Raw genomic sequence first — 26,397 nt, forward strand, 5'->3', positions numbered from 1 at the left:
GACCGACCAGAGCGTCCGATCAGACAGGCTCGCTGTCCACCATCGCCTCGGCCGCGGCCAGGATCTCGGTGACCCGCTGCCCGAAGACCGCGTCGCACGCGTGCGGCTGCCCCGTGCGTACGGCCTCGCTCAGCGCGTCGGCGGCCCGTACCAGGGCGGACACCGCGTCGCCCGAGCTGTCCGGAAGGCTGGTCACCCCGGCCGCGCCGCGCAGTTCGACCGTGGCTCCCGCCGCGGCGGTCGGCGCGGTGAGGCTCAGCGTCAGCGTGCTGGACGCACCGCCGACGTGGTCCAGGACCAGCACGACCGTGTCTCCGGGACCCCGCACGGCGGCGGCCACCCGCCGTGCATCACCGAGGACCGGCAGCAACACGGACAGGGCATGCGGGCCCACGTCCCACAGCGCGCCCTTCTCCTGCCGCCAGGGCGAGGCCGCGAACGGGCTGTCGCTGGTGAACACCGAGCCGAGCCACTCGGCCCGAGCCGTGAACCAGCCCTCCGCGGCGGCCTGTTCGGCGATCCACGCCTCGGTCTCCGGCTGGAAGCGGGTGGTGAAGAACACCACCGACGCGACCCCGGCCTCCCGCACCGCGTCGACCACAGCCCGCCCCTGCTCCACCGTCGGCGCGAGGGGCTTGTCCAGCAACAGATGCCGACCCGCCCGCGCGGCCCGCACCGCCAACTCGGCCTGGATCGAAGGCGGCAGTGCCACGGCGACGGCGTCCACGTCCGCGAGCAGGGCGTCGACATCGTCGTAGGCCGGCACGCCGTACTGGTCGGCCAACTCCTTGGCGGCGTCGGGGCGGCGACCCCACACGCCCGCGAACTCCCACGCGTCGTGCCCACTGAGGGCGGGGGCGTGAGCCATCTGGGCCCAAGGGCCGGTGCCGAGCAGTCCGATGCGCATAGCGGTGCCTTTCCACGGTCGAACCTGGTGACGAGACCGGACCCGATCCGACCGGCCGGTCGCCGGTGAGCGTGCCATATGAACGGGGCGGGTGCGCAAGCCCTTACCGCGACCTGGCCCGCCGACCGAGGCACCGAGAACCTTGCGGCTGAGGCTCGGGCCCGCCCTGAGCAATCTCATCGCACGTGCGCGCCAAGGTCGTTGATAGCGGCCGGCACCGGTTTGCGGGGTTGTTCAGGCGTCGGGGGTCAGGGCGTTGATCGTCTCGACCTCTTCGGTGGTTGGGAGGAGTGCGGTGGGCTCCAGGACCTCGCGGATGCGATCCCCCTGCCCGGTCTCGTTGAGAGTGACCGGATGCCAGGGGGAGAACACCGCGCCATTGTCCGCGGCGGCCTTCAGCGGATCCGCCCCGGTGCGCATGATGGCAACGCCCGTGCGGGCAGCTGCCACTTGCCGCCCGCAACGCGTATGTTCCGTCCCGGACACGGTAGTTGGACGGCGAGGAGCGCCGCTGGATCCACGGCCCTCCTCGAAGTCCCGCTCACGTGAGCCGAGTTGAGCCGCAGTGCATCCGCGATCCTGCGCAGCCGAACTCAGCCGAACTCAGCCGATCCCGGCCTCAGCCCCGGCCCCGGTCGCAAAAGCCCCGCCGTCTCCGAACACCAACCGCGCGAAGTTCTCCCCGATACGCCGATGCCCCGCCGGATCGGGATGGACCTGGTCGGGGAGCGGCAGTTCGGCGTAGTCCTCATCGCCGTAGAGGGAACGGCCGTCCAGGTAGTGCAGGTTCGGGTCCTCGGCCGCTCGCTGCTCGACGACGCCGGCGAGTGCCTCGCGGATGACGGTGAGTGTCAGCCGCCCGAGGGCGCGTTCCGCCGGGTCGCCCGTTGCCCTGAACTGCAGCGTGCCGCCGTCGGGATCGGGCATGAGGGGGCCGGGAGTGTCCTCCTGGACCGGGCAGAGGATGGGGGACACGACCAGGAGCGGAGTGGTCGGATGGCCCTCGCGGATGGTGTCGAGGAAGCCGTGGACCGCCGGGGTGAAAGCGCGCAGGCGCATCGAGTCGGCGTTGACGATGTTGATGCCGATCTTGACGCTGATCAGGTCCGCCGGGGTGTCCCGCATCGCGCGAGCGGTGAACGGGTCGAGCAGCGCGCTGCCGCTGAACCCCAGGTTGACGAGCTCCACTTGGCCCCGGGCGGCAGCCAGAGCGGGCCAAGTCGCCGTCGGATGCGTGGCGTTCGAACCGTGGCTGATGGAACTGCCGTGGTGCAGCCACACCTTGCGCCCGTTGTCCGGCGCCGCTTCGACGGGGGCGTCGGTGCGCAGGGCGATCAGCTCGGTGGCCTCCGTGTGCGGGAGCCAGATCTCGATGTCCTTGTCGCCGGCCGGCAGGTCGGCGAACCGGGCGGTGCCGGGCCGCCCCTCCGTCAGCTCGAAGGACTGGGTCGCCATGTCGGTGATCGTGCGAACGTTGCCGTCGGCCACCGTGGCCTGGGCGGTGAGACGGCCGTCGACCAGAAGGTCGTACACACCGTCCGCCGGAGCGGGGAACCCCCGGTAGACACGCTTCGTGGGCAGCGTCTCCAGTTCGATCGTGGTGGCCCGGGTGCGGAAGACCAGCCGTACACCGGAGGGCTGTGCCTCGGCCACGGCGAGTTGGTCGTCGGGGATCTGGCGGCGCGCCCGCGCGGGCAGCCGATGCGGCAGCAGACCGTGCGCGGTTCTCTCCACGTCGAGGAAGCCGCGCAGCATGTCGGTGGTGACGGGTGTGGTGATCGTGTCGTGGTCGGTGCTCATCGCCTCAGCCTGTTGATCGAGATGTCCGGAAGGGGTGGTCAGGCCCTGAACTGGGATAGGTCGGACCTGGAATCGGAGTACGTCCAACACGGGATCGGAGTACGTCGGATCCGGAACCGGGACATGTCGGACCCGAAGCCGGGACGCGCCGGATCCGGGTTTCGTCAGTCGTGGGGCGCGGCCCGGTTCCGCAGCAGCTCGTCGAGGGAATCCACGACCCAGGCCCAGGATTCGCGCGCGTCCGGCTCGCTGTGGTCGAAGCCCCCGGCCAGTTCCAGGCTGACGTAGCCGTGGAAGACGCCGCCCAGCATCCGGACCGCGTGCGTCTGGTCCGGTTCCGTCAGGTCGTAGCCGCGCAGGATCGCCCGGGTCATCTGGGAGTGCCGCACCCCGGCGCTGGCGGCGGCCGTCTCGGGATCGAGCCGGAGCCGCGCGGCCGCGTACCGGCCGGGGTGCTTCCGGGCGTAGTCCCGGTAGGCCTCCGCGAAGGCGGCCAGGGCGTCCTTGCCGGCCCGCCCGGCCACCGCGTCGGAGACCCGGTCGGCGAGTTCCTCCAGCGCGAACAGGGCGATCCTGGTCTTCAGTTCCTGGGAGTTCTTCAGGTGCGAGTACAAGCTCGCGACCTTGACGTCGAACCGTCGCGCGAGTGCCGAGACGGTCACCTGGTCGAAGCCGACCTCGTCGGCCAGCTCCGCCCCCGCCAGGGTCAGCCGCTCCGGCGTCAGTCCTGCTCTGGCCATAACCATCCTCCCAATCGACGATAGTCATTATGCATTTGCCTAAAGGTTTTAGGCAAACTAGCGTGCCGTTCATGAAACCACTGACCGAGCGGGAGATCCGCGCCGCCTTCGTGAACTGCACCAAGGGCGAGGCCAAGCGCCTGTCCGTGCCCCGGGATCTGGCCGAACGGCCGTGGGACGACCTGGACTTCCTAGGCTGGCGGGACCCCCAGGCTCCGGACCGGGCCTACCTCGCCATCGAGCAGGGCGACCACCTGACGGCGATCGCCCTGCGCAGCCCCGGCGCCACCTCCTGGCAGACGCGGCGCAGCATGTGCTCGATGTGCATGACCATGCACACCGGAGGCGTCTCGCTGATGACCGCCGCGAGGGCGGGCAAGGCCGGGCAGCAGGGCAACTCCGTGGGCGCCTACATGTGCAGCGACCTCGCCTGCCCGCTGTACGTGCGCGGCAGGAAGGACGCGGGCGTCGGCGGACGGATGCCCGAATCGCTCACCCTGGAGGAGAAGATCCAGCGGACCGTCACCAACGTCACGGCGTTCATCGCCAAGGTCGCCGCTCGTTGAGCGGTCCCGAATCTCCAGCTCCGACTGGGCGGTTCCGATTGAGCAGTCCCGCTGCTGGATGCGTTCGATTTCTTCTATTGGACCTGCGGACCCGGGCCGGACAGGCTGGAGGATGCGTCCTGCCCGTCGTGACCCCGATCCGAGAACCGGGTTCGGGCTCCAGCGGTGCGGGACGGCACGTTTCCGCGTGACAGCCGGAGGAGGAGCACCCGCATGGACACCCGCCGTATCGGTGACGTCGAGGTCAGTGCGATCGGCCTGGGCGGTATGCCCATGTCGATCGAGGGGCGGCCGGACGAGGCACGCTCCCTCGCGACCATCCACGCCGCACTCGACGCGGGCGTGACGCTGATCGACACCGCCGACGCCTACCACCTGCACGCCGACGAGGTCGGGCACAACGAGACGCTGATCGCCAAGGCCCTCGCCTCCCACGACCGGGGCGCGGACGTCCTCGTCGCGACCAAGGGCGGCCATCTCCGCCCCGGGGACGGCAGTTGGACCCTGAACGGCAGTTCCGCCTACCTGAAGGAGGCCTGCGAGGCATCCCTGCGCCGACTCGGCGTGGAGGCCATCGGGCTCTACCAGTTCCACCGCCCCGACCCGAGGATCCCGTACGCCGAGTCCGTGGGCGCCGTACGCGAGTTGCTCGACGAGGGCAAGATCCGCCTGGCCGGCATCTCCAACGCCGACCCGGAGCAGATCCGACTGGCGAACGAGATCCTGGACGGCCGACTGGTCTCCGTGCAGAACCAGTTCTCCCCGGCCTTCCGCTCCAGCGAACCGGAGTTGGACCTCTGCGACGAACTGGGCATCGCGTTCCTGCCCTGGAGCCCCCTCGGCGGCATCACCCGCGCCGGTGAACTCGGTTCCGCCTACGCCCCGTTCGCCCGCATCGCCGAGAAGCACGGCGTCAGCCCGCAGCGTGTCTGCCTGTCCTGGATGCTCGCCAAGTCCCCGGTCGTCGTACCGATCCCGGGCGCCAGCCGCCCCGAGACGATCCGCGACTCGGCCGCCGCACCCGAACTCGCTCTCTCCGCCGAGGAGATCGCGGAGCTGGACGCCGTTTGAGAAGACCTTGATGTCTGAGGTGTAGTAGGGGCGGGCAAGGGTGGAAAGCGCTTGCCCGCCACCTGGCCACAGGGGGCCGGCCGGTCACAGGGGGAGGACCACCACCGATGGCATCGTCCACGGAGAAACCGCTCGACCACCGCTACCGCGACGAACACCCGATCCGCACCCTCGCCTATCTCTTCCGCGCCGACCGAAGACAACTGGCCCTGGCCGTCGCCGTGTTCACGGTCAAGCACAGCCCCATCTGGCTGCTCCCGCTGATCACCGCGTCCATCATCGACACGGTCGTCCAGCACCAGCCGGTCAGCCGCCTCTGGACGAGCACCGGCATCATCCTGTTCATCCTGCTGATCAACTACCCCCTGCACGTGCTCTATGTCCGCCTCCTCTACGGCAGCGTCCGCCGCATGGGCACCGACCTGCGCTCGGCCCTGTGCACCCGCATGCAACAGCTCTCCATCGGCTACCACTCCCGGGTCAGCGCCGGAGTGCTCCAGGCCAAGGTCGTGCGGGACGTGGAGACGGTCGAGCAGATGGTCCAGCAGACCGCGGAGACCGGCCTCGGCGCGATCACCGTGCTCACCGGCGGCCTGGTCATCATCGGCTTCCGCACACCGGAGTTCGTGCCCGTCTTCCTCGTCGTCGTACCGGTCGCCGCGCTCCTCGTGTCCCGGCTGCGGGCCCGACTGCGCACCCACAACGAGCGCTTCCGCCACGAGGTGGAGACCCTGTCCTCACGCGTGACGGAGATGACCCGCCTCATCCCGGTCACCCGCGCCCACGGCCTGGAGGGCAAGGCGCTGCGCCGCATGGACGGCACCCTGCGCCGGCTCCTCACCTCCGGAAACCGCCTCGACCTCCTCAACGGCCGCTTCGGCTCGCTCGCCTGGGTCGTCCTCAACGTCGTCGGCGTCCTGGTCCTCGCCGGCGCGGCCCTGGTGTCGTACTACGGCGTCTGGGGAGTCACCGCCGGAGACGTCGTCATGCTGAGCGCCTTCCTGACCACCCTCACCAACTCCACCACGTCCCTCACGACCCTGGCCCCGGTCATCACCAAGGGCCTGGAATCGGTCCGTTCGGTCGGCGAGGTACTCCAGGCCCCCGAGTTGGAGGACAACGAGGGCAAGGCGGAGGTCACCGAGGTACGCGGAGCCGTCACCTTCCGACACGTCGGCCACGCCTACGACAACGACCAGCTCCGGCCCGCCGTGCACGACTTCACCCTCACCGTCGCCCCCGGCGAGACGGTTGCCCTGGTCGGCGCGTCCGGCGCCGGCAAGTCCACCGTGCTCAACCTCGTCATCGGCTTCATCCGCCCCACCACCGGCCAACTCCTCCTCGACGGCACCGACATGAACACCCTCGACCTGCGCACCTACCGCCGCTTCGTCTCGGTCGTCCCCCAGGAGTCGATCCTCTTCGACGGCACGATCCGCGAGAACGTGGCCTACGGAATGGACGACGCCGACGAGGAGTCGGTGCGCGCGGCACTGCGGGACGCCAACGCCCTTGAGTTCGTGGAGAAGCTGCCGCAGGGTCTGGAGACCACTGTCGGCGAACGCGGGGCCCGACTCTCCGGCGGCCAGCGTCAACGCCTCGCCATCGCACGGGCGTTGATCCGCGACCCCAAGGTGCTCGTCCTGGACGAGGCGACCTCGGCCCTGGACACCCGCTCGGAAGCCCTCGTCCAGCAGGCCCTCGCCCGGCTGCTGCGCGGCCGTACGACCTTCGTGGTCGCCCACCGGCTGTCCACCGTCCGGGGCGCCGACCGGATCGTGGTGATGGGTGACGGGGAGATCCTGGAGGTCGGCACCCACGACGAACTCCTGCGCCGGGGCGGGGCGTACACGGCACTGCACAGCGGGCAGGTCGCCTGACCGGATCTCGCGGCCGTCCGTGTGGAACGGCGCGGGCTGGGCACACGGAGCGAAAAGCGAGAGAGGGGCGTTTCGTGCTGGTGCCGGACCCGAAGGCCGTCAGAAAACTGCTCACCCGGTACGCGGTGCTGCGCATCTCCCAGGCGGAGCGCCACCGACCGCAGGCGGCCGCCGAGTTGAACGACGTCGTCTACACCCTCTGCGTGATGATGGGCACCACCGGCATCCGGGAAGCCATCGTCAAGGCGGACACCCTGTTGGCGGCGGCGCGCAGCACACCGGGAGGCGTGGTCGCGGACGGCCGCGCCGCGGCGTAGAGCCGTCGGTGGATCCCTCAGGAGAACGCCACTTCGGGGACCGCCCTGCCGTGGAACGCCGAGCGGTACGCCTGCGGACTGGTGCCGACCACCCGGCGGAAACGCTCGCGGAACGCGGTGGGGGAGCCGAACCCGGCCTGCTGGGCGATGCGTTCGATGGCGTGGTCGCTGCTCTCCAGCAGGTACTGGGCGCGTCGTACGCGGGCCCGAAGCAGCCACTGAAGTGGTGTGCTGCCCGTCTGTTCGCGGAAACGGCGGCTGAACGTCCGCTCGCTCATACCCGATCGCGTCGCCAGCGCCCCCAGGGTGATCTCGTGGGAGAGGTTGTCCTCGATCCACTGGAGAAGCGGTTCGAGGGCCGAGCCCTGCGGGACCGGCGGGTGCCGGTGGACGATGAACTGCGCCTGCCCGCCCTCGCGTTCGAGCGGCGTGACCGACAGCCGGGCCGCGTCCGCGGCGACCGCCGAGCCGTAGTCCCGCCGAATGAGGTGCAGACACAGGTCAAGGCCGGCGGCGGCCCCGGCCGAGGTTAGGATCTGTCCGTTGTCGACGTACAGCACGTCAGGCCGCACCTCGACCAACGGGTAGGTGCGGGCCAGTAGTTCGGCTGCCACCCAGTGCGTGGTGGCCCGCAGCCCGTCCAGCAGTCCGGCCTCGGCCAGCACGAAGGCGCCCACGCAGATGGACACGATCCGGGTACCCGCCGCTGCCGCCTCCCGCAGTGCCGTCAGCACCCGGGGGGAGGGTGGCGCGGCCCGCTCCGAGCGCCCCGGGACGATGATGGTGTCGGCGTCCACCAGCGCTTCGAGCCCGTGGTCGACCCGCAGCGCGAACCCGTCCGTCCGCACGTCCGGCGTCTCGCCGCACACCCGCACCCGATAGGCGTTCTGCCCGTCCGGCAGCCGGGTACGGCCGAACACCTCCATCGGTGTCGCCATGTCGAACGGCACCACATGATCGAGGACGAGGATCGCGACGTTGTGCATGAAGTCCACGATAGACGGATTCCCGCCAGAGGTCTGACGAGCCTCTACATCGCAACTATCAAGTGAGAAGCAGTGGCGAGAATCCGTTGGAAGCTGTCGTTTCAGCCTCTGTGCTGCCGCACCGGACATCCCTAGCCTGGGCCGGTGACCAAGATCCTTCTCACTCTGCACGTCCTGGCCGCCATCGTCGCGGTCGGCCCCGTGACCGTCGCCGCCAGCATGTTCCCACCGGCGGCCCGCCGCGCCCTCACGGGCCCGGACGGACCCGACGCGGGCGTGACGACCGTACGACTGCTGCATCGCATCTGCCGGGTCTACGGCGCCGTCGGACTGGCGGTGCCCCTCTTCGGCTTCGCGACCGCCTCCGCCATGGGTGTCCTGGGCAGCGGCTGGCTCATCGCCTCCATCACGCTCACCGCGGTGGCGGCCGGCATCCTGATCGCGTTCGTGCTGCCCCGCCAGGACGAACTCCTGGAGCAACTCGGCGCACAGCGGCCCGTGGAGCGTTCCGGGACCGTTCAACTCGCCATGTTCACCGGCATCTTCAACCTGCTGTGGGCGACCGTCACCGTCCTCATGATCATCCGCCCGGGCTCGACCACGGGTGCCTGACCGGAGAGGTCAACCGGTGACGCGGACCAGGAGCAGTGCCACGTCGTCGTCGGGCTCCGGGCGCAGCGCGTCGAGGAGCATGTCGCTCGTCTGCTCCAGGGGGCGGCGGGAACTCTGCAACAGCCGGGTCAGCGCGTGCAGTCCCACGTCGATGTTCTCGCCGCGGTTCTCCACCAGCCCGTCGGAGTAGAGGGCGAGCAACGCGCCCGTGGTGAAGTCGACTTCGGCTGTTCCGAAGTCCACGCCGCCGACGCCGAGCGGGACTCCGCCGGGGATGTCGAGGAGTTCCGCGCTGCCGTCGGGGTGGATCAGGACGGGTGGCAGATGTCCGGCGCTGGAGAGTTCGCAGGTGCCGCGTCCGAGGTCGACGACGCCGTACGCGCAGGTGGCGATCGTGTCGCCGAGGGAACCGGTGAGGTCGTCGAGGTGGTGCAGCAACTCGGCGGGCGGCAGGTCGAGTCGGGCCAGTGCGCGGGTCGCGGTGCTCAACTGGCCCATGATGGCGGCGGCTTGGACACCCTTGCCCATCACGTCGCCCACGACGAGCCCGGTGCGGCCCGGGCCCAGTGGCAGCACGTCGTACCAGTCGCCGCCGACCTCGCTCAGCGCCGGGAGGTAGCGGGCCGCGATGTCGAGGCCCTCCTGCCGGGCCGGGGCCGGTGGCAGCAGGCTGCGTTGGAGGGTCAGCGCGGTGGTGCGTTCGCGGCCGTAGAGGCGGGCGTTGTCGATGCAGATCGCGGCGCGGGCGGCGAGTTCCGTGGCGAGGACGCGGTCCTGTTCGTCGAAGGGGCGCTCGTTGACGGTGCGGTAGAGGCTCAGCGTGCCCAGCACCTCGCCGCGGGCCATCAGCGGGACGGCCAGGTAGGAGTGGACGCCCGCGGTGCGCAGGGTCTGGGCGGCGCGGCCGTCCCGGGCGATGCGGCGCATCATCGGCGGGTCGACCCGCTCGACCAGGATCGGTCCGGCCTCGCGGACGCACTGGGTGATGATGCGGTGGGGGCCGTAGGTGGCCAACTCGCCCACCGGGTCCGCCGCGTGGATCGCGTCGGTGAGATAACCGGCGGCGACCGCCAGCGCGCGGAACTCGACCTGCGCGTCCTCGGCCACCGGGGTGATCGTGCCGTCCGTGACGACCGATTCCAGTACGTCGACGGCGGCCAGGTCGGCCACGTGCGGGACCGCGACGTCGGCCAGTTCCCGGGCGGTCTGCTGGAGGTCCAGCGTCGTGCCGATCCGCACCCCGGCCTCCGCCACGACGGAGAGGTGCTGGCGCGCCTGCGCGACCTCGGCCGCCGCCTGCTCCCGCTCGGTCACGTCCAGGACGGCCATCGCCAGCCCGAGGACCCGGCCCTGCGCGTCCTCGATGCGGTGGTACGACTCCGAGTACGCCCGGTCCACCACGTCGGCCGCCGTCCGGCCCACGGTCTGCTGGTCGAGCAGCGGCTTGCCGGTGATCAGCACGTGCCGCATCCGCGACTCGATGGCGGCGACGTCCAGACCGGGCAGCACCTCACCGACCCGGCGCCCGACGACCTCCTCCTCCGGGACGCCGTTGATGCGCTCCAGGGCCGGGTTGACCCCGACCCACCGCAGATCGGTGTCGAACACCGCGATGCCCACCGGCGTCTGACGCACCAGGCTGTGGGACAGGGCCAGGTCCCGCTCCACACCCCGTACCGTCGTGGCGTCCGCCGCAAGGCCCAGCAGATGCGGCTGACCGTGGCTGTCGCGCAGCCGCATCGTGCGGAACTCCACCATCCGCTCCGTGCCGTCCCGGTGCAGCAGCGGGAACACCCCCGCCCAGCGGGCGCCCGTACCGACCTGCGCGAACAGCTCACGGGCCCGGACCCGTTCGTCGGGCGACACCAGCAGCCGGTCCGCGCGCTGGGTCAGCGCCTCCTCGGGGGAGTAGCCGAGCAACTGCTCCGCCTCGGGACTCCACAGCCCGATGTACCCGCCGACGTCCAGCACCACCGCCGCGACCCGCAACAGGTCCAGCAGCCCGCCCGGGGCGGTCGAGAAACCGTCCTCGGCACCGTAAGCGTCCATCCCAGCCGCTCCTTCCGGCGCGGCGCGGCACCGCCAAGATCCGAACCGCGGGTCATCCGATTACGGCACAGCACGCCCCGCGGGGCAACACCGCGCGAGGTGAACAGGGGAAGGGGGCCGTATGGAGCACGCGCCCGCGCGGACGCCGCCGGACCCCCGGATTCTGGTCGTGCCCCGACCCCAAAGCCCTCAGGACACTCGATGCCCCTGCCGCTCCGCCTCGTCTCCCTCCTCGTCGCCACCTGCGTGGGCGCCCTCGCCCCCGCGTCGCCCGCCGCGGCCGACGACCACTCCCTCCAACGCGGCCTCGACGGCCTGGTCGCCGCCCCCGACGGCCCGCCCGGCGTGATCGTCGTGCTCCGCGACGGCGACCACCAGCGTGTCCTCCGCGCCGGAACCGCCGACATCACCACCGGCCGCCCCCTCGAACCGAGCGACCACACCCGGACCGCGAGCACCAGCAAGGCGTTCAGCGGAGCGGTGGCCCTGCATCTCGTACGACAGCACCGGCTCGCCCTCGACGACACGATCGGGACCCGGCTGCCCCACCAGCCCCGGGCCTGGCGGAAGGTGACCCTGCGCCAGCTGCTCCAACACACCAGTGGCCTCCCGGACTTCAGCGAGAGCACCCGCTTCCGCAGCCTCCTCCAGGCCGACCCGCACCGGCACTTCGACTCACGACGCCTGCTCGACTTCGTGGCCGGAGAGCCGCTGCGCTTCACGCCGGGCTCGCAGTACCGCTACTCCAACTCCGACAACATCGCCGTAGCGCTGATGGCCGAGGCGGCGACCGGCACGCGCTACGAGGACCTGCTGCGCCACGATGTCTACAAGCCGCTGGGGCTGCACGACACGAGCCTGCCGCTGGGGTACGAGATGCCGGAACCGTACATGCACGGATACGCCGTCGGCGGAGCGGCCGGGCCGGAGGACGTCAGCGAGGCGATCGGCATGTCGGGCGTGTGGGCGTCGGGCGGGATCACCTCCTCGCCCCGCGACCTGACCGCGTTCATCAGCGGCTACGCCGCCGGGGCCCTCACCTCGAAGGCGGTCGTGCGGGAACAGCGGCACTGGGTCCCCGGCGCCTCCGAACCGGCCGGCCCCGGCCGCAACAGCGCCGGACTCGCGCTCTTCCGCTACGACACCCGATGCGGGGTCGTTCTCGGACATACCGGGAACACCCTCGGTTACACACAGTTCATCGCGGCGACCCCCGACGGGCGGCGCTCGCTCACTTTCTCATTGACAACTCAGGTGAACCAGGCGGGGAACCCGGAACTGCTGCGGAAGGTGCGCGCGGTCGAAGAGGACGCGGTGTGCGGTCTGTTGGGGACATACGGGGCAGAGCGCCACTCCTGACCCGGGGTGCGCCCCTTCGCCTCAGGCGAACCGTTACTGCTCAACCGACCGTGCTGTCCGACCCGTTGACGAGGCCCTCCCGTTCCGAGGCGGCGGGCAGGGCCAGCCACTCCGCGATGGTCCGGGCGATCGGCTGACCGGTCTCCGCCTCGACGAAACCGAACTGGCCCGACTGGTTGCACTCCAGGAACCACCAGGTCCCGTCGCCGTCCTCGGCGAAGTCGAAGGCGCCATAGGCCAGTTCGGCATCGCGCATGTACGTCAGGACGGCCTCGGCGATGCGCGGCGGGACCTCGGTGGGGCGCCACGGCTGCCCTGACACGGCGAAACGGACGTCGACCTCGACGGGGTCGGGGTCCGGGGCGGTCGCCGTGCGGGCGGCCAGCATCCGGTCGCCCACCACGGTGAGCCGGATGTCGGCGCGCTTGGCGACCCGGCGTTGCAGCAGCGTGGGGCCGAACGCGACGGCGGCGAAGTCGGTGTCCGGCGCGACCCGGCTCGTCGGCACCGCCCGGGGCGGGTCCTGCGGATGGGCACCGGAGACCGGCTTGACCACCAGGTCCGGGAAGCGCCGCGAGAACTCGCGGGCGGCCTGCGGGAACGTGGTGATCAGGGTGGCCGGCACGGGCAGACCGCTGCGCTGCGCGAGACGCAGCTGCCAGGGCTTGTGCCGGGCGCGGCGGGACGCGTCGGGGTGGTTCATCCAGCGGGCGCCGGAGCCGCGGAGCATGCCGTAGAGCGCCTGTGAGGCCTCCTCGGTCAGCCACGCGGAGGGCTGGGGTGCGCGGGTCGCCGGCGTGCCCGGTCTGCGCACCCAGATGGACCGCAGCCCGCTCACGCTCACCAGCCGCCCCCCGGCGGACAGATGGCCGCGGAAGGCTCCGTGCACGTACTCACCGGACAGCGCGACCCCGCCGGTGAGGTCGGCGGGATCGATCCGGACCACGGGGACGCCGGACGCGTGCAGGTGGACCACCACCATGTCCGCCGTGACGTCCTCTTCGCAGGTAAGGACCAGGACGGTCATTTTCGTCGTTCCGTGTTCAGTCGTCGAAGTGAGTCTTCGATCCCGCGGTGGACGTCGTGGTCCCCAGTTCTCTCAGCAGAGCGAGATCATGGGCGGCGACCCGTCCGTCGGCGAGCACGTTCAACTGCAGTCCGGAGTCGTAGCTGTACGGAGCGCTGAGCTCCAACTGTGCTGCCGGGCGAGCGTAGTTGAGCGCGAACGGTTGCATCGTCTCTCCCTCGTCGGTACTGCCTCGTGCAAGCGGTGGCCACCCTGCGAGGTCGCTTGGCCCGCTGACTTCCGTCTGCTTCCAGAGACTTATACGAATCGAACGAGTGAATGGTTTCCTTACTCTGCGTAGTCAGAGTAAGGAGCGCGCCACGCGTGCCGGGGTCAGTCGAGCTCGCCCGGCAGCCCCTTCTCCTGCTCGCCGAGGGAGTTGCGCATCGTGCGAAGAGCGAGGAGAAGTACGGCGATGTCGTCCAGATACACGGGATCGGGCATCAGGTCGGTCGGCAGCACGAAGTAGAGGACGGCACCCCAGAAAACCCACTTGGGGCCGGTCGGAAGCCCTGCGCGCCGCATGGAGCGTCGCGTGCGGACGAGCCGCACCAGCACTCCGACGGCCACGGCGAGCAGCATCACCGCGAGCACCGCGGCGATGACGATCACGGTCGTGGTCGAGTCCACTGGCGCCCCTTTTTCCGGTACGGCCGCACGGCATGTGCCCTATCCGGATGCCCGGTTACGGCCCTGGTATGGCCGACGAGGGGAACATCACACCCGAACGCTTCGAAGAGCCTTGACAGCCGTTGACCCCTCGTCAGGCGCTGGTACGTTTTCACCGTGAGCGCGACCAACGGCACCGGAACCCACGTACGGATCGGCCTCGACGCCCCACCGCGTGTGGCCAGCCTCGGCGTCGGCGTGCACGGGACGGTGAGCCCGCGCGACGTGTTCCGACTGCCCGACCTCTGGCAGCTCCACCTGTACGGCTACGAGGCCGAGTTGACCGTCGACGGCGTGGTGCACGAGATCAGGCCCGGCCATGTGAGCCTGGTGCCGCCCGGCGCCCTGGTGCGGTTCCACTACCGGGGCCGCTCCGAGCATCTCTTCGCCCACCTGGAACTCCCCTCGGCCGGCGAGCGGTTGACCGTGCCCGTGATGCAGGACGCCGGCCCGCAGACGCCGGTGCTGACCGACCTGATGCGGCGGGCCGTGGCGGCGGCACCGCGCAACTCCGCCCGCGCGGCGGCCGAGTTGTGGACCGTGCTGTGGCGCGTGGCCGACCTGGCGACCCCGGCCGCGGGCGGAGCCACCGGCCCCCACCCGGCATTCGCCCTCGCGGTGGCCCACATCGAATCGAACCTGGCGGCCCAACTGACCGTCCCCGACGTCGCGCACGCGGCCGGCGTCTCGCACAACCACCTCATCCGCCTGTTCCGTGCCGAGACCGGCACCACGGTCGTCGCCCACCTCCGACACCGCCGCATGGAACGCGCCCGGCACCTGCTCCGCGAGTCGACCCTGTCCATCCCGGCGATCGCGGCCGCCGTCGGCATCGGCGATCTGCAGGCCTTCAACAAGGCGTGCCGACGCGAACTGGGGGCGTCACCCAGGGCGGTTCGCGCCGGCACCTCGTGACTCAATCCCGGCCGGCGCCCCTGTAGAGGTCCAACTCCCCGTCCAGCTCGACCGCCAGGACCGTCGCCGACTCGTCCACGTCGGCCGCGCCCGGGGCGTCGATCCATGTCACGCCCGGCACGTCGCCGAGGCCGCCGGTGACGTCGTGGCCGAGTTCGGTACCGGTGCCGAGGACCGTGACGCGCTTGACGGGCGTACGCAGGCCGCGCACCGACACCGACTCGCGGGGCGGGTCGAAGCACACCAGGTACAGGGTGCGGCGGTCGGCGGAGAGGGTGCTGGGGCCGTAGTGGTGCCCGGCGGGCAGACCGGCGACCGTGCCGTACACCGCCTCGGAGTGCCGGGCGATCCACGCGCCGAGCCCCTCAAGTCGCTCCGTCTGAGCGGGCGTTATCGTCCCGTCCTCCCTCGGGCCCACGTCGAGGAGCAGATTGCCGCCCATTCCGATCGTCTCCGTGAAGTAACGCACCAGCTGCCGCACCGACTTGTGGTGCTGATCCCCGTGCTGGAATCCCCACGAGTCGTTGACCGTCAGGCACAACTCCCATGGCCCGTCCGGAGCGTGCAGCGGCACGCCCTGCTCGGGCGTCGCGTAGTCCCCGTAGCTCAGCATGCGGGCGTTGAGGACGGTGTCGGGGTTCCCGGCGAGGATCAGCTCGGCCAACTCCCGCATGCCCCACTGCTCTTCGCTGCGCTCCCACTCGCCGTCGAACCACAACAGGTCGGGCCGGAAGCGGTCGACCAACTCGCCGACCTGGCCGTTGCGGTAGGCGAGGTAGCGCGCCCAGGCGGCCGGGTCCTCGTGGCCGGGCCGGGCGGAGGAGTACGGGTTGGTGCGAACCTCCTCCTCGGGCGGCTGGGGGTGCACCGCGCTGGCGTAGTCGGGGTGGTTCCAGTCCGAATGGGAGTAGTACAGGCCGACGTTGAGGCCCTCCTCGCGCAGTGCCTCCGCGTACGGCCCGATCAGGTCGCGGCCCGCCGGGGTGCGGCGGACCACGTCCAGGTCACCGTGGGCCGAGTCCCACAGGGCGACTCCGTCGTGGTGACGTGCGGTCAGTACCGCGTACTTGGCGCCGGCCCGCGCGAACAGCCGTGCCCAGGCCTTCGGTTCGTAGCGTGCGGCGGTGAACCCGTCGAGCTGCCGCATGTACTGGTCGTGCGGGACCTCGCCCGAGTAGAAGGACCAGGACTCCGGCACACCGTCGACGGCGTAGATCCCGTAGTGGACGAAGATGCCCAACTTGGCATCGCGGAACCAGGGTTGCATCGGCATGCCCCCAAGCTAGGACGAGGGGCTCGGCGGGCGCGTGGGCGTTGATCACCACTGGTGGTCGATTTTCACCATCAGTGTTGCGCTGCGTAGGCCTTCGGCACGGCAAAGGGGCCGGGAGGTCGTCCACGTGACGATGTCTCCCCGGCCCCGACGCCGATGGGCTACTGGTCCTCAGTCGGTCGGCCGCCGTCACTCGGCGGATCAGCGCGGTCGCTGTCGGTCGGCGGTGCGGGGCGCCGCGCCTTCGTCGCGCCCCTCAGCCGACCGAACGTCCGCTGGAACGAGGACCCGCCGGGCTGGGACGGTGCCCCGGGCATGGCGGCTCCGGCGGAGTCGCGCAGCGCGGCCAGCGCCTCGTTGGCCCGGTCCGCGGACTCCCGGTACAGGTCCCGGGACTTCGTCATCGCTTCGAGCGCCTCGGCGTACATGGCCACGAGCCTGCGCTCCCTGGCCAGTTCCTCCTCCATCGTCATCAGCTTCCACTGCTCGCGCAGCGCGGTGACGGCCTCCTGGCCGCCGTCCGGCAGGGGGCGCGCGGAGGCGGCGTAGCGGCAGAGGACGTCCACGAGTTCGGTGGGCTCGGAGCCGTCGAGGAAGACGCTGCGCACGGAGAACTCGCGCACGTCGTAGGAGGGAGCCACCGGACTGGTGGGCAGCACCACGGCACCGCCGCGCGGCACCTGGAAGTCGAACTCGCGCAGCAACGCCCAGTTGACGGAGCGTAGTTGGTCGGGTGTGGCCCGGTGCTCCACCACACAGTGCCGAAGACTCGCGGGCAGCAGCCGGGCCAGGGGCTCTCGGCCGTGCGCGTCCGGGGTCATGGCCTCGTGCACGACGACGTGGATGCTCCAGCCGTCCTGCGCGCAGCTGCGGAACAGGCGCCGCAGCTCCTTCTCGTCGGAAGGCAGCGGATTGACCTGCCCGAAGAGCAGCCCGGGGACCGTCACCTGGTCCCAGCCGGCGTCGGCGCTCTCGGGGTCCTCGGGCCAGAACATGGTCGCGGGGGAGGGCCACCGGGGATCCCAGACCCGCTCGGCCTCCGCGACCAGGACCCACTCCTGCCCCTCCGTCGAGACGGAGGAGGAGGCGGCGGAGCCGGAACCGGGCTCCGGGACATGCGGAAGCGTCAACCGTGCTCGAACGGTCACCGTCCCCTCGACCCGCCACCGCGCCTCGAAGACCCGGTCGAGCGGATCATGGACCTGATCGTGAACCTGACCCTGACCGGGGTCGGGTTGCTGATCCTGGTCCTCGTCGGGTTCCAGGTGGTCGTCGATGACCTCGCGGTCCTTGAGCCGTTGCAGCTGTCGCCGTACGACATCCGCGGCGTCGGCGGACCCGACGTGGCGGCCGCGAGCCAGCCACACCGTGTGGGGGATCGTGGGCGGAGCTGTGGAGGAGTTCGACATAGGCCAATCTGCGGGCGGGGGCGGTGCTGACCCACCAGTATCACCGTCGGAGATCTTGGCGGGTCAAGCGGGGGGTCGAGCAGGGATCGTGGAGTCTCGTATGCCCGTTTTTCCTGGGATACCGCGTGAGCTTACGCGCGGGGTGTGATCGGTTCGCTCCGGGCGGCCGGGTTTCACGCGTGCCTCTGACGTGGACCTGTCCGCAGAATGATGGGGCGGACGGGACCCGCCCACCATCCGCTCGGGGCGGGTCCCGTCCGTGTGCCACCGGGTCTCACCGTCCCCGACGCCTGTCCGCGGCCCCCGGGCGGGACGGGACGCCCGGTTCGGGCGGGGGCGCGCTGAACCCGGCCGGTACCGAGCGGGTCGTGCTCGTCGGGGACGGCGCCTGGAGGGGTACGACCGTCTCCTCGCGCGGCGGCCGGGTGCGCGGCAGCGGCTTGCCGACGATGCGGGTGTGCGTCATCCGCGAGGCGCAGGCCGCGCAGACCTCGGCCAGGGTCCACACCTGGCCGACCGCGGGATCGTGGCGCAGCACGAGCAGCACCGAGCCCGAGCAGTCGACCCGGGTCCCCTCGTGCGCCGCGCACCGCTGACGGCGGCAGCCGCAGGCCGCGTCGGGGCGTACGGTCGCCGCTCTGACGTGGGCCGCCGCATGGGCTTCGGCGAAGCGGCGCAGGGCCGCGATGTCACGCGACCGGGCGGGCATGCCGCACCCGGAGGAGCAGCTGACCGACGCGGTACGGTCGCGGTGACCTGTGATGCGAATAGTCCAGGTACGCCCGGGTCGACGGGCTGACGGGGCGTCAGGGTACGCGAGAGCCAAGACCACAGTTCCTTTGAGTGGAGGTGTTCACGCGGAGGAGGCGCTGAGTTAAGGGCTAGCTGAGTTAAGAACTACCCGTCGTGGGGCAGTTCACATCATTTGCGGACCCCAAGTATTCGTTCGACACCGCGATACGGTCGGCGCATGTCTGACGCGCGGCTGACCACCTCCTCCTTCCTCGTCCTCGGCATCATCGACAGACTGGGGGAGGCGAGCCCGTACGACGTGAAGACGGAGGCCGCGCGCACGGTCGCGCCGTTCTGGTCGGTGCCGCACGCGCAGGTGTACGCCCAGTGCGACCGGCTGCTGGAGGCCGGGCTGTTGTCCCAGGTGCGGCAGGAAAGTGGCCGCAACCGCCGGGTGTTGACCCTCACCGACCAGGGCCGGTCCGTCCTCCGGGGCTGGCTGGACGACCCGGAGTTCGTGCCGGTCGAGGCCAGGGAGCGCGGCATTCTCAAGTTGTGGTTCGGCGGCCGGCCCGACGTCCTCGCTCCGGTCCAGCTCGGCGAGCACGAGAAGACCCTGCGGGGCTACGAGGAACTCGCCGACGGAGTGAGCGAGTTGCTGACCCCGGGGCAGCGCGAGGCGCTGGAGTTCGGCATCCGGTACGAGCGGATGATGGTCGACTTCTGGCAGTGGGTGCGGCACCGCGACGAACGCGCGCAGGACCGTTGACCCCGACGGCGGTCGCCTCTACCGTTTCGATAGTCCAGACGAGACTATCGAGGGCCGGGCCGAGGCCCTGAGCCCGCAGGGGGGCCACCGTGCGTCGTCCGACGAACAGCACCTGGCGCCGCGCCACGATGATCGCGGTGACGGTCGTGTGCCTGGCGTACGCGCCGATCGCCATGACCGAACTCTGGCCCTACGCCAGCCCCGGAGCCCCCGCCCTCGGCGAGCGGGTCATGGGCCGCGTCGTCTCCCCGCACTACGTCACCGACGCCCTCGCCGGCCGCATCGCTCCCTACCGCCACAGCCTCGTCCCGATGATCGTGCACTCGGTCCTCGGCGGCGCCCTCATGCTCCTGGGCCCCGCCCAACTCCTCACCGCCGCACGCCGACGCACCCGTCTGCACCGCACGCTGGGCGTGGTCTTCGCGGTCACGGTGTACGTCTCGATGGCAGGCGCCGGCATCTACCTGGCGCGCACGGCCCCCAAGGACGCGTTCAGCGGCCCCGCGTTCTGGATCGTGCTCGCCACCCTCCTGGTCGGCACCGTCATGAGCGTGACCTTCGGCATCCTCGCCGCGGTCGGCGGACTCCCCGACCTGCACCAGCGCTGGATGCTCCTCTGCTACGGATTCCTCCTCACCGCACCGCTGCTGCGCCTCGAATGGGGCTTCCTGCCCCGGCTGTTGCCCGGCCTGACCATGGAGCAGATCAACCAGGTGGCGATCATGCACCTGGGCTCGGTGGTCGCGTTCGGCGCGCTGATCGCCTCGCGCGCACGAGACCGCCGTACGACGGTCGAGGGCGTGTCGGGTTCCTGGGCGCCGCTGCCCGTGCTCGTCGTCGCGCAAGTCGCCGGTGTGGTCGCCCTGTTGTGGATCGGGCGCTCCTTTGTCGACTTCGGTGCGACCGGGCGGCGACTGCTGGGGGCCTATCTCCTTCCCTACGCGGTCAGTTACGCCGTGACGGCCGTCAACGCCCGTCGCGCCGGACGGCAGGGTCGGCTCTGGGCGCGGGAGGAGTGGCGGCTGCATCTGACGGCCCTGTGCCTGGCGCCGGTGCTGTCGGTCGGTGCGGCTCCCGTCTTCCAACGTGCCCTGGGACTCGACCGGTTGACGGCGCTGTCCGCCGGGGTCGCCATCGGCTGCGGCCTGCTGGCCTTCGCCGCGACCACTGTCGTGAGCCTGCGCGTGATGTACGGCCGTGAGCTGCTGAAGCGGACCGCGCTCGCCGCCCCGGGCCCAACGCCCCGTCTGTCCACGCCGGTTGCGCAGGGCCGGCCATGACGAACGCACCGGCCGCACCACCGACGGGCGGACGTCCCCTCACGGCCGGAATCGCCATGCTGGCCACCGCCGTTGCGGTCGTCAGCCTCCTCGTCGGTGGACTCCTGACCGTGGTGAGTCTCACCGGCCATGTCTTCGGGGCGTGGCCCTCGCCCGAGTCCGTGAGCCCGGGGCTGATCGGCGCGGCGATGCTGGGCACCGCGCCGGGTCTGTTCACGGTCGCCAGGGCACGCCTCTGGGAGGAAGTACGCACGCTGGTCTACCCGTTGGGGATCGTGCTGGTGGGCCTGTTCGCCGTGACGCTGCTCAACGCGGGGCGGCTGTACATCGCGCGCGGCGGCTCGGTCGTCCCCGTTCTGTTCAGCCTCGGCTGGCTGTTCACGCTGGGGCTGCTGTGCGTGGCCGTGCTGATCACCCTGACCTGGCAGCACCTCACCCCGGCCGACCCACCGCCGTCCCGCACGTCTCCGCTTCCAGGCTGGTCGAAACCACCGCTCGCCGTGCTCGGTTCGGCCTGGCTGGGCATCGGCGCGGGCCTGTTGACGCGGCCCGGCTTCTGGGCCGACTTCGTCCCCTGGACCGTGAACCGGGTCGACGCCCAGGCCCTCGGCGTCTGGGCGCTGGCCCTGGGCGTCGGTGTCCTCGGAGCCCTGGCCGAGGACGACCTCGACCGAACTCGGCCCGCCCTGCTCGCACTTCCCGGCACTGCGATCGCCACGGCCGTCGTGCTGGCCTTCCGGGCGTCCAGCGTGAACTGGTCGTCCGGACCGGCCCTCGGCCTCGTCTGCATGCTGACGGGCCTGTTCCTCGCGGGCGCGAGCGGACGACTGCTGCTCGGTTCGGTCAGTGGGGATAGGCGCGCGGTGGCCGCTGCCGGGGCAGTTCGTCGCGGAACTCCTCGATGAGCGAACTCACTTGGCGGATCAGCGCGGTCCGCTCCAACCGGTCGAGGCAGAGGTTCCGGCGCGCGAGTCCCGGCGCGTCCACGCAGAAGTACAGCGCCATCAGCGGATTGATGAACAGTTCCCCGCCGCGCGTGCGTTCGGTGAAACGTACGTCTCCGAAGTCCCCGCGTACGGCCGCCGCGACGGAACCGTTGACGATGCTCGGATGGTCCGGCGTGGACTCCTGGGCGTGCGCCACCGCATCGAGACACAGCTGCCCCTCGCGGCTCTCGCGCGGAAGCGATAACGCGCCGAGATAGGCACCCTCACGTTCCAGCGCGGCCAGATTCTCCAGCACCAGCGAGTGGTTGACCCCGTGATCCGCGTCCACACCGAACCCGAGGCACGCCACCAGCCGCACCGGCACCTCGTCGAGCCCGTTCACCGCCGCGAGGCTGACCATGTCCTCCTCCGGTGTGCCCAGCCCGTGTTCGTCACCCCGCATCAGGATGTCGGTGCCGCCGTCCACCAGCACGACGGCGTCGACACCGCCGAGATGCCCGATCAGCGTGCGGTACGCGTCTCGCAGCGGCCCCACACCGGTCAGCGGGAACGCGTACACGGTGGACGGCATGTCGTGCAGGTCGAGCCAGCGGGCGAGGGACCGCTCGGGGAAGTGGTCGCCCCGGGCCGCCGTGTCCGGGCGTACGGCGGCGACGTCCTGGTCCACCCACACGTCCTGGTCGAGGCCGTACAGATCGGCGAAGGACAGGTTGGCGAGGTGCACCTCCTTGCCGGCCGAACGCAGCGCGAGGGCCGGCGGCAGCCCGGCGTGGACGTCGAAGCCGCCGCCCGCACCGGCGACGAGGATCCGGCGGGCATCGCGCAGGCGGCTGAGGAACGGGGGTTCGAGGAGAGGGAACACCGAGGGACGTCAACAGGCTCGTACGCCATGATGGGCGGGTGGACTTCGAGCCGTACCGGGGCGAGTTGGTGGCGTACTGCTATCGGATGCTGGGCTCGTTCCACGAGGCCGAGGACCTGGTGCAGGAGACGATGCTGCGCGCGTGGAAGGCCCGCGACCGGTACGACCCCGCCCGCGCGTCCGTGCGCACCTGGCTGTACCGCATCGCCACCAACGTGTGCCTCACGGCGCTCGAAGGACGGGCGCGCCGCCCCCTGCCGTCCGGCCTCGGCGCACCGGGCGAGGACCCCGGGACACCCCTCATCCCCGCGGCCGACATCCCCTGGCTGCAGCCCTTCCCCGACACGCGCTACGACATGGAGGTCCGGGCAGACATGCGGCTGGCCCTCGTCGTCGCCCTGCAACGGCTGCCCGCGCGCCAGCGGGCCGTGCTCGTGCTGCGCGAGGTGCTCCAATTCAGCGCGGCTGAGGTCGCCGACCAACTCGACACCACCGTCCCGGCCGTCAACAGCACACTCCAGCGCGCCCGCGCCGCCCTCACGGACGTGGGTGACGGCGACGCGATCGCCGAACCGGACGACCCCGAGGCACGCGAGGTCGTCGATCGCTACCTGCGGGCGTTCGAGGCCGCTGATGTCCCCGCCCTGATACGGCTGTTGGCCGACGCCGTGGTCCTGGAGATGCCGCCGGTCCCGCTCTGGTTCCGGGGCACCGATCACTACGGCGCGTTCATGCACCGGGTCTTCGAACTCCGGGGAACGGACTGGGCGTCGAGGCGCCTGGTCGCCAATGGACAGCCCGCGCTGGCCGCGTACGCACCGGACCCCGCGGGCGGTCACCGTCTGCACAGCCTTCAGGTCTTCGCGGTCACCGGCGACCGCATCACCCGCAATGTCGTCTTCACCGATCCGCGGGTGCTGGACGCCTTCGACCTGCCCCAACGGATTTCTGCGAACCAACCCCGCAAGCGGCGATGAGTTCGGCCGACGCCACCGGTACGTACGGGTGAGCAACGACCGAAAGGACACCCATCATGAGCGTCATCGTCATCCAGTTCAGCACACTGGACGGGATCGTCTCCGACCCCGACGGGTCCGAGGGCACCCCGGACGGCGGCTGGATCTTCCGCTACGGCCGTGAGGAGATCGACGGCGACAAGTTCCGGCTGGACAGCACCCTCGACGGCGGGGTCATGCTGCTCGGCCGCAGGACCTGGCAGGCGTTCTCGCGGCTGTGGCCGGGCCGCGACGACGAGTTCTCAGCGCGCATGAACGCCGGGGCGAAGCTGGTCGCGTCCCGAACCCTCACCGACGTGTCGGCGTGGGCGAACTCAAGCGTCCTCGACGGCGATCTCGTCGACGCCGTGAAGCGCGAGGAGCGGGATGTGATCGTCATCGGCAGCCTGCCCGTCGTCCGCTCGCTGATGGCGGAGGACCTGGTCGACGAGTACCGACTGATCACCTTCCCCACCGTCCTCGGCACCGGCGAACGGCTCTTCCCGGCGGGCGGTCCGCCCCTCCACCTGGAGTGCCAGGAGATCGAGAGGAGGGCCCACACCGTGTTCGCGCGGTACGGGAGGGCGCCACGCTGACATGCGCGAGGGGCCCGGCGGTACGGCCGCCGGGCCCCTCGATTTCAGCTGTGCGGGAGTGAGGCTTACGCGCCGCTCGCCCTGAGCATGTCCTCGCGCTCGACGAGCTTCACGCGCTCGCGGCCCTGCGGTTCGCCCAACGCCTTTTCGGCGGCGTCGAGTTGGTACCAGCCGTTCCAGGTGGTGAAGCGGACGTCGCGCTCGGCGAAGAACGCGTCCACGGACTCCGGGTCGGGCGAAGCGGGCGTGTGCAGACGGCCGTTGGCGTGGTCGTCGAGGAGGTTGGCGACCGTCTCGTTGGCGTCGCCCTTGGTGTGGCCGATGAGGCCGACCGGGCCGCGCCGGATCCAGCCGGTGACGTACGTCGACTGCAGGTGCTCGCCGGTCTCCTGGATGACCCGGCCGCCCTCGTCCGGGACCGTGCCGGAGTCGATGTCCCAGGGGAGCTTGGGGAGTTTGTCGGAGAGGTAGCCGACCGCGCGATAGATCGCGGTGACGTCCCAGTCCTTGAACTCGCCGGTGCCCTTGACGTTGCCGGTGCCGTCCAGCGCGGTGCGTTCGGTGCGCAGGCCGATGACCTTGCCGTCCTCGCCGAGGATCTCGGACGGGGACTCGAAGAAGTGCAGGAACAGCTTGTGCGGGCGGTCGCCGACATCGCGGATCGCCCAGTTCTCCAGGGTCTTGGCGACCATGTCGGCCTGCTTGTTGCTACGCCGGGTGGTGATCGAGCCCTCGTCGTAGTCGATGTCCTCGGGATCGACGATGACCTCGATGTTCGGGGAGTGGTCCAGCTCCCGCAGCTCCATCGGGGAGAACTTCGCCTGCGCCGGGCCGCGGCGCCCGAAGACGTGGACTTCGAGCGCCTTGTTTGCCTTGAGGCCCTCGTGGACGTTCGGCGGGATCTCGGTCGGCAGCAGTTCGTCGCCGGTCTTGGCGAGGATGCGGGCCACGTCGAGAGCCACGTTGCCGACACCGAGAACGGCGACCTTCTCGGCCTCCAGCGGCCAGGTGCGCGGGACGTCCGGGTGGCCGTCGTACCAGGAGACGAAGTCGGCGGCGCCGTGGGAACCGTCGAGCTCGATGCCCGGTATGGACATGTCGCGGTCGGCCGTCGCGCCGGTGGAGAAGACCACCGCGTCGTAGAAACTGCGCAGGTCGTCCAGGCTGATGTCGGTCGGGTAGTCGACGTTGCCGAAGAGGCGGATCTGCGGCTTGTCGAGGACCTGGTGCAGGGCCTTGATGATGCCCTTGATGCGCGGGTGGTCGGGGGCGACGCCGTACCGGATCAGGCCGAAGGGCGCGGGCATCCGCTCGAAGAGGTCGATGGACACGCCGGGTTCGGCGGCCACCCCGGACTTGAGCAGGGCGTCGGCGGCGTAGATCCCGGCGGGGCCGGCTCCGACGATGGCTACCCGCAGGGGGCGCGGCATGATCAGGTTCCCTTCGAGCGAAAACAAGCGACTCGACGGGAAGCCTAAACTAAGGCATGCCTAAGTCGGTATGCGGGTCCGATCTATGACCTCATAAGGCCGACTTATGGGGTGCCCAAGGCTGACGTTTGGCCGGTGTCATGGACCGTACGGGGGTTTTCTCAGCCCGCCGGCCGGATGTGCACCACGTCCTGGACCACCTCGGGCGGCGTGCTGAGCAACTGGACCATGACCCGGGCGACGGTCGCCGAGGGGAGCGGCTTCATGGCTCCCACCCTGGTCAGATAGCCGTCCGCCTCCCATATCGGGGCCGCGCGCTGCCGGTCCTCGCCGGGGAAGTTCTCGATGAAGGCGCTGTCCGAGATCGAGCCCAGGATCACCAGGGCGACCCGGATCCCGTCGCCGCGCAGCTCCCTGTGCATCGCGGCGGTGAAGCCGTTCAGGCCGTGCTTGCCGGCCGCGTACATCGCCATCAGCGGCATGTGGTCCAGCGTGATCTCGGAGGAGATGTTGAGAATGTCACCACCTCCCGCCGCCCGCAGCAGCGGCACCGCCGAGCGGATCGTGTGGATCGGACCCAGGAGGTTGGTGCCGATGCAGCTGTGGATGTCCTCGTCGGCGGTGTCCTCGATGGCGCGGATACGGGCTGCGCCGGCGCTGTTCACCAGGATGTCCACCCGTCCGAACCGCTCCTCGACCTGAGCGAACGCGGCACGGACGCTGTCTCCGCTGCTGACGTCGGTCGGGATCGTCAGCACCGACCCCGTCATCTCCCGCGCTGCCGCCTCCAGCCGGTCGGCGCGCCGGGCGAGCAACACCACCTGCGCCCCGTTCTCGGCGAGCTGCGCCCCGACGGCCCGCCCCACGCCGGTCGAACCTCCGCTGATCACGGCGACCTTGCTCTGCATGCCTGCCATGACGGCCTCCCCGGCGGGACGTTGACGAGTCGGAACGAGCTGTGACGATCAAGTGAGAGGCTACCTCTCGATAATAGAGAACGCCATATTCATCACAGGAGATCGGTCCTACGTCGCGGCGGTCCCGCCCGGCAGTCGGCGACGGGCTGCTTCCGTGCGGGAAACGGCTCGGTCATGCCCGCGCGGTTTCCCGGGAGAAATCGAGATTCACATCAGGAATCCCCGGATGCTGGGAGCCTCCCGTGGCGAT

Annotated in this window: 27 protein-coding genes; 12 read left to right on the forward strand and 15 right to left on the reverse strand. The window is 70.6% G+C overall.

Annotated features, from left to right (window positions below; all coding sequences use genetic code 11):
• Positions 1 to 19: 19 nt before the first annotated feature.
• The 4 genes from OG226_RS47190 to OG226_RS47205 all read right to left on the reverse strand — a co-directional run bounded on the left by OG226_RS47190 (position 20) and on the right by OG226_RS47205 (position 3,447).
• On the reverse strand, positions 20 to 907 hold the full coding sequence (locus OG226_RS47190; protein ID WP_329352679.1) for a Gfo/Idh/MocA family protein: 888 nt from the start codon (positions 905 to 907) through the stop codon (positions 20 to 22).
• Between the two features lie 234 nt (positions 908 to 1,141).
• Entirely contained in the window at positions 1,142 to 1,327 is a 186-nt protein-coding gene (locus tag OG226_RS47195; protein ID WP_329352680.1) for a hypothetical protein, read from the reverse strand.
• 183 nt (positions 1,328 to 1,510) lie between these two features.
• On the reverse strand, positions 1,511 to 2,707 hold the full coding sequence (locus tag OG226_RS47200) for a GDSL-type esterase/lipase family protein (protein WP_329352681.1): 1,197 nt from the start codon (positions 2,705 to 2,707) through the stop codon (positions 1,511 to 1,513).
• 164 nt (positions 2,708 to 2,871) lie between these two features.
• The gene (locus tag OG226_RS47205; RefSeq protein WP_328685677.1) at positions 2,872 to 3,447 is read right to left on the reverse strand and encodes a TetR/AcrR family transcriptional regulator; all 576 of its coding nucleotides are present in this window, start codon (positions 3,445 to 3,447) and stop codon (positions 2,872 to 2,874) included.
• A gap of 71 nt (positions 3,448 to 3,518) precedes the next feature.
• Between OG226_RS47205 and OG226_RS47210 the strand changes: the two genes are divergently transcribed.
• The 4 genes from OG226_RS47210 (at position 3,519) to OG226_RS47225 (ending at position 7,281) form a co-directional block, all read left to right on the forward strand.
• The gene (locus tag OG226_RS47210; RefSeq protein ID WP_329352682.1) at positions 3,519 to 4,013 is read left to right on the forward strand and encodes an FBP domain-containing protein; all 495 of its coding nucleotides are present in this window, start codon (positions 3,519 to 3,521) and stop codon (positions 4,011 to 4,013) included.
• A 213-nt stretch (positions 4,014 to 4,226) separates the two neighbouring features.
• Positions 4,227 to 5,084 (forward strand): aldo/keto reductase, encoded by an 858-nt coding sequence (locus OG226_RS47215; protein WP_329352683.1) that lies wholly within the window; start codon positions 4,227 to 4,229, stop codon positions 5,082 to 5,084.
• Positions 5,085 to 5,191: 107 nt separating this feature from the next.
• Positions 5,192 to 6,964, forward strand: coding sequence for an ABC transporter ATP-binding protein (locus OG226_RS47220; protein ID WP_328685680.1), 1,773 nt, complete (start codon positions 5,192 to 5,194; stop codon positions 6,962 to 6,964).
• Positions 6,965 to 7,038: 74 nt separating this feature from the next.
• Positions 7,039 to 7,281, forward strand: a complete 243-nt coding sequence (locus OG226_RS47225; protein ID WP_328685681.1) for a DUF5133 domain-containing protein — start codon at positions 7,039 to 7,041, stop codon at positions 7,279 to 7,281.
• Positions 7,282 to 7,298: 17 nt separating this feature from the next.
• Here OG226_RS47225 and OG226_RS47230 read toward each other — a convergent pair whose 3' ends face one another.
• Positions 7,299 to 8,267 (reverse strand): GlxA family transcriptional regulator, encoded by a 969-nt coding sequence (locus tag OG226_RS47230; RefSeq protein ID WP_329352684.1) that lies wholly within the window; start codon positions 8,265 to 8,267, stop codon positions 7,299 to 7,301.
• A 144-nt stretch (positions 8,268 to 8,411) separates the two neighbouring features.
• On the opposite strand from OG226_RS47230, the gene OG226_RS47235 reads away from it, so the two are divergent.
• Positions 8,412 to 8,879, forward strand: a complete 468-nt coding sequence (locus tag OG226_RS47235; protein ID WP_328685683.1) for a hypothetical protein — start codon at positions 8,412 to 8,414, stop codon at positions 8,877 to 8,879.
• Between the two features lie 9 nt (positions 8,880 to 8,888).
• On the opposite strand, the gene OG226_RS47240 is transcribed toward OG226_RS47235, so the two are convergent.
• Positions 8,889 to 10,928, reverse strand: coding sequence for a SpoIIE family protein phosphatase (locus tag OG226_RS47240; RefSeq protein WP_328685684.1), 2,040 nt, complete (start codon positions 10,926 to 10,928; stop codon positions 8,889 to 8,891).
• 201 nt (positions 10,929 to 11,129) lie between these two features.
• On the opposite strand from OG226_RS47240, the gene OG226_RS47245 reads away from it, so the two are divergent.
• Positions 11,130 to 12,287, forward strand: a complete 1,158-nt coding sequence (locus tag OG226_RS47245; protein WP_329352685.1) for a serine hydrolase domain-containing protein — start codon at positions 11,130 to 11,132, stop codon at positions 12,285 to 12,287.
• A 40-nt stretch (positions 12,288 to 12,327) separates the two neighbouring features.
• Here OG226_RS47245 and tgmB read toward each other — a convergent pair whose 3' ends face one another.
• The 3 genes from tgmB to OG226_RS47260 form a co-directional block, all read right to left on the reverse strand.
• Complete coding sequence (gene tgmB / locus OG226_RS47250; RefSeq protein ID WP_328685686.1) at positions 12,328 to 13,314, reverse strand: ATP-grasp ribosomal peptide maturase; 987 nt, start codon at positions 13,312 to 13,314, stop codon at positions 12,328 to 12,330.
• Between the two features lie 16 nt (positions 13,315 to 13,330).
• Positions 13,331 to 13,522 carry a putative ATP-grasp-modified RiPP gene (gene tgmA / locus OG226_RS47255; RefSeq protein WP_327406634.1) on the reverse strand — a complete coding sequence of 64 codons (192 nt, stop codon included), beginning with the start codon at positions 13,520 to 13,522 and terminating at the stop codon, positions 13,331 to 13,333.
• A 164-nt stretch (positions 13,523 to 13,686) separates the two neighbouring features.
• Complete coding sequence (locus tag OG226_RS47260) at positions 13,687 to 13,983, reverse strand: YkvA family protein (RefSeq protein ID WP_328685687.1); 297 nt, start codon at positions 13,981 to 13,983, stop codon at positions 13,687 to 13,689.
• A 156-nt stretch (positions 13,984 to 14,139) separates the two neighbouring features.
• Here OG226_RS47260 and OG226_RS47265 point away from each other — a divergent pair, with 156 nt between their 5' ends.
• Positions 14,140 to 14,937: a helix-turn-helix transcriptional regulator gene (locus OG226_RS47265; RefSeq protein ID WP_328685688.1), complete on the forward strand. Its 798-nt coding sequence runs from the start codon at positions 14,140 to 14,142 to the stop codon at positions 14,935 to 14,937.
• A gap of 1 nt (position 14,938) precedes the next feature.
• Here OG226_RS47265 and OG226_RS47270 read toward each other — a convergent pair whose 3' ends face one another.
• From OG226_RS47270 to OG226_RS47280, 3 genes are all read right to left on the reverse strand, one after another.
• Positions 14,939 to 16,210: an alpha-L-fucosidase gene (locus OG226_RS47270; RefSeq protein WP_328685689.1), complete on the reverse strand. Its 1,272-nt coding sequence runs from the start codon at positions 16,208 to 16,210 to the stop codon at positions 14,939 to 14,941.
• A gap of 161 nt (positions 16,211 to 16,371) precedes the next feature.
• Positions 16,372 to 17,619 (reverse strand): hypothetical protein, encoded by a 1,248-nt coding sequence (locus tag OG226_RS47275; RefSeq protein WP_328685690.1) that lies wholly within the window; start codon positions 17,617 to 17,619, stop codon positions 16,372 to 16,374.
• A gap of 274 nt (positions 17,620 to 17,893) precedes the next feature.
• Positions 17,894 to 18,328 (reverse strand): hypothetical protein, encoded by a 435-nt coding sequence (locus OG226_RS47280; RefSeq protein WP_328685691.1) that lies wholly within the window; start codon positions 18,326 to 18,328, stop codon positions 17,894 to 17,896.
• A 261-nt stretch (positions 18,329 to 18,589) separates the two neighbouring features.
• Here OG226_RS47280 and OG226_RS47285 point away from each other — a divergent pair, with 261 nt between their 5' ends.
• The 3 genes from OG226_RS47285 to OG226_RS47295 all read left to right on the forward strand — a co-directional run bounded on the left by OG226_RS47285 (position 18,590) and on the right by OG226_RS47295 (position 21,305).
• Positions 18,590 to 19,120 carry a PadR family transcriptional regulator gene (locus tag OG226_RS47285; protein ID WP_328685692.1) on the forward strand — a complete coding sequence of 177 codons (531 nt, stop codon included), beginning with the start codon at positions 18,590 to 18,592 and terminating at the stop codon, positions 19,118 to 19,120.
• Positions 19,121 to 19,209: 89 nt separating this feature from the next.
• Complete coding sequence (locus OG226_RS47290; RefSeq protein WP_329352686.1) at positions 19,210 to 20,400, forward strand: DUF2306 domain-containing protein; 1,191 nt, start codon at positions 19,210 to 19,212, stop codon at positions 20,398 to 20,400.
• Complete coding sequence (locus OG226_RS47295) at positions 20,397 to 21,305, forward strand: hypothetical protein (protein ID WP_329352687.1); 909 nt, start codon at positions 20,397 to 20,399, stop codon at positions 21,303 to 21,305. The genes OG226_RS47290 and OG226_RS47295 overlap by 4 nt, the downstream gene beginning before the upstream one ends.
• Here the strand turns inward: OG226_RS47295 and OG226_RS47300 are convergent.
• Positions 21,244 to 22,209, reverse strand: coding sequence for a DUF1152 domain-containing protein (locus tag OG226_RS47300; RefSeq protein ID WP_329352688.1), 966 nt, complete (start codon positions 22,207 to 22,209; stop codon positions 21,244 to 21,246). The genes OG226_RS47295 and OG226_RS47300 overlap by 62 nt on opposite strands.
• 38 nt (positions 22,210 to 22,247) lie before the next feature.
• Here OG226_RS47300 and OG226_RS47305 point away from each other — a divergent pair, with 38 nt between their 5' ends.
• A complete protein-coding gene (locus OG226_RS47305) occupies positions 22,248 to 23,186 on the forward strand; it encodes a sigma-70 family RNA polymerase sigma factor (RefSeq protein ID WP_328685696.1) in 939 nt (312 codons plus the stop codon).
• Between the two features lie 56 nt (positions 23,187 to 23,242).
• Positions 23,243 to 23,800: a dihydrofolate reductase family protein gene (locus tag OG226_RS47310; protein WP_328685697.1), complete on the forward strand. Its 558-nt coding sequence runs from the start codon at positions 23,243 to 23,245 to the stop codon at positions 23,798 to 23,800.
• 65 nt (positions 23,801 to 23,865) lie between these two features.
• Here OG226_RS47310 and OG226_RS47315 read toward each other — a convergent pair whose 3' ends face one another.
• Complete coding sequence (locus OG226_RS47315) at positions 23,866 to 25,230, reverse strand: FAD-dependent oxidoreductase (RefSeq protein WP_328685698.1); 1,365 nt, start codon at positions 25,228 to 25,230, stop codon at positions 23,866 to 23,868.
• Between the two features lie 161 nt (positions 25,231 to 25,391).
• Positions 25,392 to 26,147, reverse strand: coding sequence for an SDR family oxidoreductase (locus OG226_RS47320; RefSeq protein ID WP_329352689.1), 756 nt, complete (start codon positions 26,145 to 26,147; stop codon positions 25,392 to 25,394).
• Positions 26,148 to 26,397 lie beyond the last annotated feature (250 nt).

The organism is Streptomyces sp. NBC_01261, from assembly GCF_036226385.1.
GTDB lineage: Bacteria > Actinomycetota > Actinomycetes > Streptomycetales > Streptomycetaceae > Streptomyces.